This is a genomic window from Planctomycetia bacterium, from assembly GCA_015200345.1.
Taxonomy (GTDB): Bacteria; Planctomycetota; Phycisphaerae; order UBA1845; family UTPLA1; genus PLA3.
On record CP054187.1, the window covers coordinates 2,092,021 to 2,105,053 of the forward strand.

The following is a 13,033-nucleotide window of genomic DNA, read 5'->3' on the forward strand; positions in this document are numbered from 1 at the left end:
CGCGGGCGTGGCGGCGCTCGGGCTGTCAGCATGGCAGACTGTTTTTGACAGGTGGCAAACGGGGCGAGGCGGCTGCACGCTCCCCGACGCGCCGAACAGGCGACGGTGTGCGATACTTCCTCAACGCCGCAACGTTAAATGGATGCGGAAATGCCTCGTTGTCCCAGGCTGGTGCCGGGGCCGGGTTCCAAATAAGCGGCCTGACGATTTCACGCCACGGCCCATCGACGACAAGGAGTTCACCATGCGACGCACACTGCTGGTCGGCTTTCTTTTCGGCGCGCTGATCACGCCGGCCCTCGCCGCCGAGCGCCAGTACGCTTTCGAGCAGATCGAACTCTCCAACGGCATGAAGGTCATCTCGCTGGAGGATTTCTCCTGCCCCATCGTCGCCGTGCAGGTCTGGTATCACGTCGGCGCGAAGAACGAGGAAGAGGGGCGGCAGGGCTTCGCCCACATGTTCGAACACATGATGTTCCGCGGGACCGACCGCCTCAACGAGACGGCGCACTTCGACAACATTCGTCGCGTCGGAGGCGATTGCAACGCCTACACTTCGTTTGACCAAACCGTCTACGTTCAGGAAGTGCCGTCGAACCAGCTTGAACTCGTCCTCTGGCTTGAGTCCGAACGCATGGCGTTTCTCAAGATCGATCAGAACGGATTCGACACCGAGCGCAAAGTCGTGGAAGAAGAACTGCGCCAGGGTCACAACCGACCCTACGGCCGAGTCCCCGAAAAACTCCTCGCCGAAATCTACGGCGACAAGCCCTACGGCTGGACGCCCGGTGGGCAGATTTCGCACCTGCGCAAGACGCCGCTGGAGGACATCTCCGCGTTCTGGGACAAGTACTACCTTCCGAGCAATGCGACGCTCGTCGTCGTCGGCGCGGTGAAGCACGCCGAGGTGCAGGGGCTAGCGAAAAAGTATTTTGACTGGATCCCCGGCGGGCCGAAGCCCAAGCCGGTGATGGCGCCGCCGATCAAGCAGTCCAAACCGCGCGCCGTGACCATCAAGGAAGACAAAGGACCGTTGCCGATCCTCGGCACGGTTTATCGCACCGTGCCGATGACCCATCCCGACGCCCTGCCGTTGCAGATGTGCCTGGGCATTCTCGGCGGCGGTGAATCGAGCCGCCTTTACCAGGACATCGTGAAGGACAAAAAGATCGCGCAGGTGGCGCTGGGCGGCGCGTTCGCGCTGGAAGCCGACGGCTTCGCCGGCGCGGGCGGTGTGCTGCTGCCGCTGGTCGGCAAGAAGAAAGAGCTTATGCAGACCATCCGCGAGCACATCAAAAAGATTCGCAGCGAGCCGGTCACCGAGGAAGAACTCACGAAAATGAAGAACCAGATGCGCCGCGGAGAGATCGCCGGCGCGCTCACCGTCGCCAGCAAGGCCGGCCAACTCGGCAGCTACGCCGTCCTCTACGGCGATGCCGAGCGAATCAACAAACGCCTCGCGGAGATCGACGCCGTCACCGTGGCGGACATTCAGCGCGTCGCGAAGAAATACCTGATCGACAAGCATCGCATTGACATCACCGTCGAGCCGAACGTCGCCGGCGCCCTCGGGTCGCTGTTCGGCGGCAAGGGCAGCGAGGACGAAGGGCCCGAGCCGCCCAAGCTCGAGAACCGCATTGCCAAGCGCACCGGTCCCAAGGCCGAGGCGAAGCGGCCAGAAGGTTTCCCCGACCAGCCGCCCGCCGGAAAGATGATGGACGATCTGCCGCCGATTCCGTACACCGAGAAGAAACTCGACAATGGTCTGCGTGTTGCGGTCGTGGCGAACCACGAAGTGCCGATGGTCACGATGGTCCTCGGCATCAAGAGCGGCGCCTGGACCGAGAAACTCCCCGGCACGGCCATGACCGCCATGGCCATGCTGACCCACGGCACCAAGACGCGCACGGCCAAGCAGCTCGCCGAGACGCTTGAGTTCAACGCCATCTCGCTCGGCGGATCGGCCGATATGGACACGGCGCGGCTCACCTGCTCGGCGATGCTGCCGCAACTGGACCTGGCAGGCGAACTGCTCGCCGACGTGCTGCGCAACCCGACCTTCCCGAAGGACGAGTTCACCATCATGCAGCAGCAGCAGAAGATGGGCATGCTCATCTCCACGAAAACGCCCGAGTACCTCGCCGAACGCGAAATGCGCCGGCAGATGTACGGCAGCCATCCCTACTCCCGCACGCCCTCGGGCGAGTTGGAAGACCTCGACGCCGTCACGATCGAAGCCCTGCGCGAATGGTGGGCCGAGCATGTGCGACCGGAGAATTGCGTCCTGTACTTCGCCGGGGACATCACGCCGGACGACGCCTTCAAGCTGGCCGCCAAGCACCTGGGCGATTGGAAGGTCGAGGGCACGTTCACGCCGCCGACTCTGCCAGAGGCCCCCGGCCCCAAGCAGACCCATATCTACCTCGTCGATCGCCCCGGCAGCGTGCAGAGCCAGATTCGCATCGGCCATCGCAGCATCACGCGAAGCGACCCGGCCTATTTCACCAGCCGCGTCCTCGGGCAGATCTTCGGCGGCGGATTCAACAGCCGGCTGAACAAGGCCGTGCGCGTCGAGAAGGGACTGACCTACGGCGCACGCGGCGGGTTCAACGCGCGGCGCTTCGGCGGTGAGTTACAGATCAGCACGTTCACCAAGACCCCCAGCACGGCCGAGACGGTCAAAGTCGTGATGAATGAAATCGAGAAGATGCGCGCGGCCCCGCCCGAAGCCGGCGAATTAAATGACACAAAAACCTATATCGTGGGGTCTTTCCCAGGGGATCGCGAAACTCCCGAAGCGACGGTCGGCGATCTCTGGATGATCGAAACGCAGAACCTGCCGAGCGATTACCTCCAACGGCTGCTCAAGGGCGTGCGCGACACGACAGCCGACGACGTGCTCAACGCCGCCAAGTCGCTGATCGACCCGAAGAACATGACGGTGATCGTGGTCGGCGAGGCGAAGCAGATCAAGAACGATCTCGAAAAGATCGCGCCGGTGACCGTGGTCAACGCTCCGGCGGGGGAGGAGGAGGCAAGGGATGGCGAAGCCGCGCCGGGCGGGGAGGAAAAACCGTAGCAATCGTCAAAGGAGCGCATGATCGCGCCGGCGAGCCATGCTAACTCGATGGCGGGCAGTGCTAGCCCTACGCCGGAAACTGAAAATCCACCACCTGCATCTCGACGCTGCGGCGGCCGTTCCATTCGTTCAGCGTCGGCTTGAACGCGATCCGGCAGCGGCGATGATCCAGCAGCATCGGGCGAAACTCGGCCATCCCGAAGGCGATGGCTTTGCAGGTGCAGCGCCCGTCGCTCACCGTGACCTGCATGTGCCGCTCGCCGTTGCCGACGAGGCGAGGCTCGCCGACGACGTCGAGCCAGCCGGTGGCGAGCTTGGGGGCCGGGTTCCCGGCCCCGATCGGCTCCAGCCGGCCCAGATCGGCCACGAGCGATTCATCAAGCTGGTCGAGCCGCACCTCGTCGTCCAAGTGCAGGCGCGGCGCGAGATCAGAATGCGTGAGCACCTGGGCCGCACGAGCCTGAAACGCCTCGCGAAACGCGTCGATCTTCTCGGTGGCGATCTTCAACCCCGCCGCCATCGCGTGCCCGCCGAAGCTCAACAGATGCCCGCGGCAATCGGCCAGCGCCTCGACCAGCGAAAAGTTTCGCACGCTGCGCGCCGAACCCTGACCCGTACCGTTATCGACCGCGATCATCACGGCCGGTCGGCCGAACGCATCGGCGATGCGCGACGCGACGATGCCGATGACGCCGGCGTGCCAACCCTCTGACGCCAGCACGACGGCGCGTACGTGATCGGCATCCTGCTTCTGGGCGATGACCATCTCCTTCGCCTGCGCGGCGATCTTGCGCTCCAGCGATTGTCGGGCGCGGTTCTGCTGCTCCAGATTCGCGGCGATCTCGGCCGCCAGCGCGTCGTCCGCACGCGTGAAGAGGTCCACCGCGAGCCGCGCGTGGCCCATGCGACCGATGGCGTTGAGCCGCGGACCGAGCTTGAACCCGATGTCGTAGCCGCTGATGGCCTGCCCGCCCAGACCGCTCGACGCGATCAGCGCGCGAACGCCGGGCAGCTTGCACGCGCGCAGACCGAGCAGCCCCTTCGCGGCAATCAGGCGATTCTCCCCGAGCAACGGCACAACATCGGCGACCGTTCCCAGCGCCGCCAGCGCCATCGCGTCAACGAGAAACTCACGAAACGCCTGCGAAACCTTCGCCTGTCCGCCGCAAACCTGGCCGACGGCCCAGGCGACCTTGAGCGCGACGCCCGCGCCGGAGAGATTCGGATTCTCATACGCCGCGCCGCCATCGGCGACGAGCGACGCCAGGCCGGGGTGAACAATCTGCGCATCGGGCAACCTCACCGCGCCGGTCTCGTCCACCTGCGGCTGGTGATGATCGGTGATGATCAGTTCAACCCCCAGTGCCCGCGCCCGCGCGGCAGCCTCGACCGCCGTGACGCCGCAATCGACCGAGACGATCAACTCGGCTCCTTCGGCGGCGAGCGTTTCAATCGCCGCAACGTTCAGACCGTACCCTTCTTCGAGGCGATGGGGGATGTAAAATTCGGCCGCACCACCGGCGAGGCGAACGGCGTGCCAGAGGATGGCCGTACCGGTGACGCCGTCGACGTCGTAGTCGCCGTAAATGACGATTTTCTTTTTTTCGCGGATGGCTCGCACGATCCGCTCGGCGGCGGGCATCGTGCCGGGCAAAAGCTCGGGAGCGAGCAGATCGGACGCGGCGGGTTTGAGAAACTTTCGCGCGCCGGCCTCGTCGGAGACACCACGGTTGCAGAGCACTTGCGCTACGACCGGCGAGATTCGCAGCGCTGCGGCGAGCGCGTCCCTGCCGGGCGCCGGTGCTGCGATGACCCAATCCATGGGCATGTTCCGTTCCCTGTTTTCAGCGCCGAGGCCTATCGCCACCGGTGAACACGCGAGCAACGCCTTGCGGGCGACGCCGCAAATGGTACGCTCGCCGGCGCCCGTGACAAGTTCGATTTGATTTTGAATCGGCCGCGGCGCGAAAAACGCTGAATCCCGCGGGAAATCGCCCATGGTGCGGATCAAGATTTGCGGAATCACGCAGGCGCAGGACGCCGTCGCCGCCGCCGAGGCCGGCGCGGACGCGATCGGTCTGGTCTTCGCGCCCTCTCCGCGGCGCGTCACGCTCGTCGCCGCGAAGCAAATCGTCCGCGCGCTGCCCCCGTGGATTTCGGCGGTGGGCGTCTTTGTTAACGCGGAACCATCCACGATCCGCCGAGCGATCGACACCGTCGGCATCGGTGAAGTGCAGCTGCACGGCGAAGAATCACCCGAGATCATCGCGAAACTAGCTGGCGTTCGCGTGATTCGCGCACTGCGTGTGCGTGACCGCCGATTCCTTGAAGATTTGCGAATTTGGCATCAGGCCGGCGTATCGGCAATTCTCCTGGACGCTTTTTCCAAGGACGTGCGCGGCGGCAGCGGAAAACGGTTCGACTGGGATCTCGTGTCTGCGATCCGGCTTGGCGATGCGATCCCCGCCGGCGTGCGATTGATCCTGGCGGGAGGGCTGACGCCTGATAATGTCGCTTCGGGAATCCGCGCGGTCCGGCCGTGGGGCGTGGATGTGTCCAGCGGCGTCGAAACGCGACCCGGCCTGAAGAGTGCCGAGAAGATCGAGCGCTTCGTCGCAGCGGTGCGCAGCGCGGGTGATAATCGGCCCAGTCGGCGTCGAACGCGCTGAAAAACGCAGCCTATTCAGGCTAAAAGCACCCTCGCTCCCGGCCCGATTCGTTGACAGTGCCCGTCTGCCCCGTAAAATAGATGGATTGATCCTGCAAGCAGCAACGGTTGCGGCCGCGCGAGGGCATTGCGACCCGCGCCCCACCCAATCCGGACAATCCGTCAAGCCGAACCGGAAGCGCCGTGCCGAGGGATGAACTCATGTGCAATCGTGGAATTTCGAGCTTCGCCTGGTGCGCCGTGATTGCGGCCGGGCTGATTCATGCGGGTGCCGCACAGGCCGAGCCGCAGCCCAGCCCCGTTCCGACGGCGTGGGAATTGACGCTTCAACCGACCGAGCCGACGCGGATCGTCGTCGATCTGGGCGGCGTTAAAAAGACATTCTGGTATTTCTTGTACACAGTCACCAACAACACCGGGCAGGACGTGGACTTCCACCCCGAGATCGTCCGCGTCAGCGAGATCGAAACCGAGGCCACCGCGACGCAGGCGCAGAAGAATCCGGACCAGGCCCCGCGCATCACCACCGACCCGGCGATGATCGGCCTGGACTCGCGTGTCTTCAAAGCCATCGCCGAGCGGCACCAGCGAACCCACCCCTTCCTGGTCACGCCGGTCAAGGCGATCGAACGGCTGCTTCAGGGGCGGGACAACGCTCGCACCAGCGTCGCCGTCTTTCCGGATCTGGACCCGCGGGCCAGCAAATTCACGATCTATTTTGGCGGGTTATCGGGCGAACAGATCTCCAAGCCCAATCCCACCCACAACCCCAGGAAGGCCGAAAGCGAAGACAACCCCCGCTTCTTCGTGATTCGCAAGACCCTGGCGATGCCCTACACGATTCCGGGAGATGAGCGAACCCGAACCACGGCAATCCCCGTCCTGGGCCGCATGACATGGGTCATGCGATAGGCTATACTGCCCGGCTCGGCTAATTGGCCGGTCGTTAGGCCGGCATCGGAAGGGCAGCAAATTCAATGGGCGCATCGCGTCGCCCGGGCAACGAGGTTATTACGTCATGGCACATAAGAAGGGACAAGGTTCCACTCGCAACGGTCGCGACAGCAATCCGAAGTATCTCGGCGTCAAGCGGTATGATGGCGAGACGGTCACGGTCGGCACGATTCTCGTTCGCCAGCGTGGAACGCCGATCCGTCCGGGGATGTACGTCGGGCAGGGCCGGGACGATACGTTGTTTGCCCTGCGCGCCGGCAAGGTAGTCTTCAAGTCGGGCAAGGTATCGATCGAGCCGTCGGCCGAATCGAACTAGCTCGCGCTGCTTTTGAAACCGTTCACAATGCCCGCGGCTTGCCGTGGGCATTTTTTATTGGCGTTGACGCGGCATCGCGCGGCGGATGGGACCATGATTTTCATCGATCAAGCGGAGATTCACGTCGAGTCGGGTCGCGGGGGCGACGGCTGCGTGAGCTTTCGGCGCGAGAAGTACGTGCCCAAGGGCGGGCCGGACGGCGGCGACGGCGGCGACGGCGGCAGCGTCTATGTGCAGGTCAACGAGCAGTTATCGACACTGGTAGAATTGACCGGCAAGCACCACTGGAAGGCCCGGCCCGGCCAGATGGGCATGGGATCCAACTGCACCGGCAAATGCGGGCGCGACGAGATCATCGAAGTCCCCGCCGGCACCATGGTCTATGACCGCGACACCGGTGTGCTGCTGCGCGACCTGGTCCACCCCGGCGAGCGCGTCTGCGTCGCGCGCGGCGGACGCGGCGGACGCGGCAACGCCAGGTTCGCCTCGCCGACCCATCAGACCCCGCGCGAATTCGAGCACGGCCAACCGAGCGAATCGCGCTGGCTGCGCCTCGAACTGAAGCTCATCGCCGAAGCCGGCATCGTCGGCCTACCCAACGCCGGCAAGAGCACGCTGCTGTCGCGCGTGTCGCGGGCGCGTCCGAAGATCGCCGATTACCCCTTCACGACGCTCGTGCCGAATCTGGGCATCGTCTCGCTGCCGGGATATCGACAATTCGTCATGGCCGACCTGCCGGGATTGATCGAGGGCGCGGCCCAAGGGCACGGTCTTGGGCAGACGTTCCTGCGACACGCCGAGCGCACGCGCGTCATCGTTCACCTGATCGATTTGTTTCCCGTCGAAGGCCAGCCGACGCCGATCGAGGCCTATCGCATCATCCGCGGCGAACTCGAGCAATACAGCGCGGCGCTCGCTGCCAAGCCCGAATTGATCGTCGCGAACAAGCTCGACCTCGCCGGCAAGACGGACCCGCCCGAACTCGCCGAGCTGTCGCAGGCGCTGGGCCGACCGATTCTCGGCATCTCCGGCGTGAGCGGCCGCGGCGTCGAAACGCTGATCAATCAAATCTTCGAGATGATCCAGTCCCAGCGCGCGGCCGAACCCACCGGCGCGGTCTGACGCACCGACCCGTTGCATTCAGTGCGAACTCATCGCTACGCGCGCCGCCGGAAATGTGCTACAGTTCCGCTTTCGGTGTTCACACAACTTTGGCGCGCACCGCATGGATATTCTTCCGACACACGTACGAACAAACGACCCCGCCTTTGTCGAAAACGCCGCGCACCTGCGCGGCCTCGTGGACGATCTCAAATCGAAACTGGCGACGGTCAAACTCGGCGGCGGCGAGGCGGCGGTGCAGAAGCATCGCGCCCGCGGCAAGCTGTTCGTCCGCGATCGCATCGAACGATTGATCGACCCGGACAGCCCCTTCCTGGAATTCAGCGCCTTGGCCGCATGGGAGATGTACGACGGCGAGGCGCCCGGCGCGGGGATCGTCACCGGCATCGGGCGTGTCTGCGAGCGCGAATGCGTCATCGTGGCCAACGATGCGACGGTGAAGGGCGGCACGTATTACCCCATCACGGTGAAGAAGCACCTGCGAGCGCAGGAGATCGCGCGGGAGAATCACCTGCCGTGTATCTACCTGGTTGATTCGGGCGGGGCGTTTCTGCCGCTTCAGGCCGACGTTTTCCCCGACAAGGAGCATTTCGGGCGAATCTTCTTCAACCAGGCACAGATGTCGGCGCGGAACATTCCGCAGATCGCCGTCGTGCTCGGCTCCTGCACCGCGGGCGGAGCATACGTCCCCGCGATGAGCGACGAATCGGTGATCGTGCGCAACCAGGGAACGATCTTTCTCGGCGGTCCGCCGCTGGTGAAAGCGGCGACGGGAGAGGAAGTCACGGCCGAGGAACTGGGCGGCGCCGACGTTCACTGCCGCACGAGCGGCGTCACAGACCATTACGCGCAAAACGATGATGACGCCCTCGCCATCACGCGGCACATCGTGGAGCATCTTGGCGCGCCGCGGCGCACCGAGCTGAAGATGATGCCGCCCGAGGACCCGGCCTACGACCCGGCCGAAATCTACGGCATTCTCCCAAAAGACATTCGCAAGCCGTACGACGTGCGCGAGATCATCGCGCGGATCGTGGACGGCAGCCGGTTTCACGAATTCAAGGCGCTGTACGGCTCGACGGTCGTCTGTGGCTTGGCGCACCTCTGGGGCTACCCCGTCGGTATCGTTGGTAACAACGGCGTACTGTTCCGCGAGAGCGCCCAGAAGGCGGCGCATTTCATCGAGATGTGCAGCGTGCGCGGCGTGCCGCTCATCTTCCTGCAAAACATCACCGGCTTCATGGTCGGCAAGGCGTACGAGTCCGGCGGTATCGCCAAGGACGGCGCGAAGATGGTCGCGGCCGTCAGCAACGCGGCCGTGCCGAAGTTCACCGTCATCATCGGCGGGTCGTATGGCGCGGGGAACTACGGCATGTGCGGTCGGGCGTTTGGCCCGCGGATGCTCTGGATGTGGCCCAACGCGCGGATCAGCGTCATGGGCGGGGAGCAGGCGGCCAACGTGCTGCTGACCGTGAAGAAGGACCAGCTCGCGCGCGAGAAGAAGAAAGCGATGACCGCCGCGGAGGAGGAAGCCTTCAAGCAGCCGACGCTGGAGAAATATGCCCACGAGAGCAGCGCCTATTACAGCACGGCGCGGCTGTGGGACGACGGCGTGATCGACCCGGTCGACACCCGCCGCGTGCTGGCGCTGGGCATCGCGGCGTCGTTGAACGCGCCGTTCCCGAAGCGCCGCGTGGGCGTGTTCAGAATGTAGAATGTGGCCGGTAGCAGAAGTCCGCGTCCGGTCCGTTTGATTTCATGGATTTAGCCGGCGAGCTTGCTCGCCGCGTTGGCCACCCCGTCGCCGGGCCTTTGCGGTTTCGCGAATTCGTTACAATTCGTCACGAATCGCCGCATCGGAGGGAGAGAACTGAATGCCGTCGTTCATCCGAACCCATGCACAAGGCCCGATCGCCCGCGTGACGCTGGCGCGGCCGGACCTGCACAACGCCTTCAACGACGAGATGATGGCGGAGCTGACGGCGGCGTTCGCAACGCTCGGCGCGGCCACGGCGGTGCGGATGATCGTGCTGGACGCAGAAGGGAAGAGCTTCTGCGCCGGGGCCGACATCAACTGGATGAAACGCATGGTCGGCTACACGATCGACGAGAACGTGGCCGACGCGAACGTGCTGGCGAAGATGCTGCGAACGATTCGCGAATGCCCGCGGCCGACGATGGCGCGGGTGCATGGGGCGGCGTTCGGCGGCGGCGTCGGCCTCGTGGCGGCATGCGACATGGCCGTGGCGACGGCCGAGTCGATGTTCTGCTTGAGCGAAGTGAAGCTGGGAATCGTCCCGGCGGTGATCTCGCCGTTTGTCTTGGAAAAGATCGGCGCGGGCCACGCGCGGCGCTACGCGCTGACGGCCGAGCGGTTCGACGGGCGCGAAGCACACCGCATCGGCCTCGTGTCGCAGGTAGTGGATCAACCGGCGGAACTCGATCCGTGGATCGAGCAAATCGCGGCAAGCGTGAGCGGAAACGGTCCGGCGGCCGTCGCGGCGTGCAAGCGGATTCTCGACCGCGTCGGCGGTCAAAGCTGGGACGACGTGCAGGCATTCACGACGCGGCAGATTGCGGAGATTCGCGTCTCGCCGGAAGGACAGGAAGGACTGAAATCGTTCCTCGAAAAACGCAAGCCGAACTGGTGAGGAAACAGGCGCCGGGATGAGCACCGCCCACTACTGATTCAACCACTGACGGCTGACCACTGATCACCCATGAAACACTTCCGCAAAATTCTGATCGCCAACCGCGGCGAGATCGCCGTGCGAATCGCGGCGACGTTGCGCGAGATGGGCATCGCCGTCGTGGCGGTCTATTCCAATCCCGATGCCGGTGCGTTGCATGTCCGCGCGGCCGACGAGGCTTATCCGCTGGAGGGCGCCAAGTCCTCGGAAACCTATCTGCGCGGCGACAAAATCATCGACATCGCCCGCCGCTGCGGCGCCGACGCGATTCACCCCGGCTTCGGGTTTTTGTCGGAGAATGAGGATTTCGCGCGGGCCTGCGCCGACGCGATGATCACCTTCATCGGCCCGACGCCCGAGGTCATCCGCGACATGGGTGACAAGATCGTGGCCAAGGCGAAATTTCAGGCCGCCGGTGTGCCGATCGTGCCGGGCTGGTCCGGCGACGCGCACGACGATTTCAATACCATCGCAGGACACGCCGATCGCATCGGTTACCCCGTGCTGATCAAGGCGGCGGCCGGCGGCGGCGGCAAAGGCATGCGCGTCGTGAAGAAGCCCGAAGATCTGGCCGCCGGGCTGGAATCGGCACAGCGCGAGGCGACGGCGGCCTTCGGCGACGGCCGCGTGTTCCTGGAGAAGTATCTCGTCAACCCGCGTCACATCGAGGTGCAGATCTTCGGCGATCACCACGGCAACGTCGTGCACCTCTTCGAGCGTGAATGCTCCATCCAACGGCGGCACCAGAAGATCCTCGAGGAATCGCCCTCCCCCGCGCTGTCACCCGCCCTGCGCGAGCAGATCTGCGGCGCGGCCGTGCGCGCGGCCAAGGCCATCGGCTACACCAACGCCGGCACGGTGGAATTCATCCTCTCCGAATCGGGCGAGTTCTATTTCCTGGAAGTCAACACGCGCTTGCAGGTTGAGCACCCGGTGACCGAGGCCGTGACGCAGTGCGATCTCGTCCGGACGCAGGTGCTCGTCGCCGCGGGCCAGCCGCTGCCGTTTCGACAGGAGGACATTCGCCAGATCGGCCACGCGATCGAGGCGCGCATTTACGCCGAAGACGCATCGCGCAACTTCATGCCGTCGGTCGGGATCATCGCCTGCTACGAGCCGCCGACCGGGCCGGGCGTGCGCGTGGACAGCGGCGTGGAGTGCGGCAGTGAGGTCTCGGTGCATTACGATCCGATGCTCGCCAAGCTGATCGTCCACGCCGGCTCGCGCGACGAAGCCATCGAACGAATGCGGCGGGCGCTGCAAAACTACGCCGTGCTCGGCGTGACGACGAACATCACCTTTCTGCACGACGTCGTCTCCCACCCCGAGTTTCGAGCCGGCCGGCTGCACACGCACTTTTTGGAGCAGCACGCCGTCCGCGCGCCCGGCTCCGCGCCGCCGGAGGAAGCGCTCATCGCCGCCGCGCTCGTCGCCACCTCGATAAACTCCCACGCGGCGACCGGCCCGGGCGCCTCGCGCACGCAACGAGCCGCGGGCCAACGAGCCGCGGGCCAACGAGCCGCGGGCTTCAGCCCGCGCGGCTTTTCGACGACGAGTGACCCAGCCGCCGTGGACAGCCCCTGGCACGGCATCGGCCAATGGAGCAACGTCTGATGCGACGCGTGCAGCTCATTCCGCTTGCCGAATCCTCCACGGAGGAGATCAAACCGCTCGAGATCGCCATCGAACGCGCCAACGGCGACGCGGGGCGCGATTTCACAGCCGGCCTCGGCGATCGGCGCATCAATGTGCGCGTCGACTGGCACGACGCCGCCGGAACGGGCGCGGCGGCGTCCCGCGGAACCCTGCACCTGCACGGACGCGTCGTTCCGTTTCACGCGATCCGGCGCGACGACACGATTGAACTCTGGATGCAGGGCCGACTCTGGCGGTTCGAGGTGCCCCAACGAACCGCGCGCCGCGCGACCGGACTCGGTGCTTCAACCGCATCAACCGGCCGGCTCACCGCACCCATGCCGGGGACCGTGCTGAAGGTCACCGTCGCCGACGGCGACAAGTTCGAGGCACACCAGCCGCTGATCGTGATGGAATCCATGAAGATGGAAATGACGCTCTCCGCGCCGCACGCCGGCCGCGTGGCCGAGGTCTGCTGCCTCCCGGGACAACTTGTGGAGATGGGGGCCGTGCTGCTCCGCTTCGCGGACAATGCAGAATGAAGAATTGAGAGTGCAGAATGGCCCAGG

Annotated in this window: 10 protein-coding genes; 9 read left to right on the top strand and 1 reads right to left on the bottom strand. The window is 65.0% G+C overall.

Going from position 1 to position 13,033, the window contains the following annotated elements; all coding sequences use genetic code 11:
- The first annotated feature begins 244 nt into the window (after positions 1 to 244).
- On the top strand, positions 245 to 3,079 hold the full coding sequence (locus HRU71_08645; GenBank protein ID QOJ03546.1) for an insulinase family protein: 2,835 nt from the start codon (positions 245 to 247) through the stop codon (positions 3,077 to 3,079).
- Positions 3,080 to 3,146: 67 nt separating this feature from the next.
- Here the strand turns inward: HRU71_08645 and recJ are convergent, their stop codons facing one another.
- Entirely contained in the window at positions 3,147 to 4,907 is a 1,761-nt protein-coding gene (gene recJ, locus HRU71_08650) for a single-stranded-DNA-specific exonuclease RecJ (protein ID QOJ03547.1), read from the bottom strand.
- 169 nt (positions 4,908 to 5,076) lie between these two features.
- On the opposite strand from recJ, the gene HRU71_08655 reads away from it, so the two are divergent.
- The 8 genes from HRU71_08655 to HRU71_08690 all read left to right on the top strand — a co-directional run bounded on the left by HRU71_08655 (position 5,077) and on the right by HRU71_08690 (position 13,006).
- Complete coding sequence (locus tag HRU71_08655) at positions 5,077 to 5,748, top strand: phosphoribosylanthranilate isomerase (protein ID QOJ03548.1); 672 nt, start codon at positions 5,077 to 5,079, stop codon at positions 5,746 to 5,748.
- 200 nt (positions 5,749 to 5,948) lie between these two features.
- A complete protein-coding gene (locus tag HRU71_08660; protein QOJ03549.1) occupies positions 5,949 to 6,659 on the top strand; it encodes a hypothetical protein in 711 nt (236 codons plus the stop codon).
- Between the two features lie 106 nt (positions 6,660 to 6,765).
- On the top strand, positions 6,766 to 7,017 hold the full coding sequence (rpmA, locus tag HRU71_08665; protein QOJ03550.1) for a 50S ribosomal protein L27: 252 nt from the start codon (positions 6,766 to 6,768) through the stop codon (positions 7,015 to 7,017).
- Positions 7,018 to 7,113: 96 nt separating this feature from the next.
- Positions 7,114 to 8,139 carry a GTPase ObgE gene (gene obgE, locus HRU71_08670; protein QOJ04967.1) on the top strand — a complete coding sequence of 342 codons (1,026 nt, stop codon included), beginning with the start codon at positions 7,114 to 7,116 and terminating at the stop codon, positions 8,137 to 8,139.
- Positions 8,140 to 8,242: 103 nt separating this feature from the next.
- Positions 8,243 to 9,853 carry a methylcrotonoyl-CoA carboxylase gene (locus tag HRU71_08675; protein ID QOJ03551.1) on the top strand — a complete coding sequence of 537 codons (1,611 nt, stop codon included), beginning with the start codon at positions 8,243 to 8,245 and terminating at the stop codon, positions 9,851 to 9,853.
- A gap of 160 nt (positions 9,854 to 10,013) precedes the next feature.
- Entirely contained in the window at positions 10,014 to 10,790 is a 777-nt protein-coding gene (locus HRU71_08680; protein QOJ03552.1) for an enoyl-CoA hydratase/isomerase family protein, read from the top strand.
- A gap of 69 nt (positions 10,791 to 10,859) precedes the next feature.
- Entirely contained in the window at positions 10,860 to 12,443 is a 1,584-nt protein-coding gene (locus HRU71_08685; protein ID QOJ03553.1) for an acetyl-CoA carboxylase biotin carboxylase subunit, read from the top strand.
- Positions 12,428 to 13,006, top strand: a complete 579-nt coding sequence (locus HRU71_08690; protein QOJ03554.1) for a hypothetical protein — start codon at positions 12,428 to 12,430, stop codon at positions 13,004 to 13,006. The genes HRU71_08685 and HRU71_08690 overlap by 16 nt, the downstream gene beginning before the upstream one ends.
- Positions 13,007 to 13,033 lie beyond the last annotated feature (27 nt).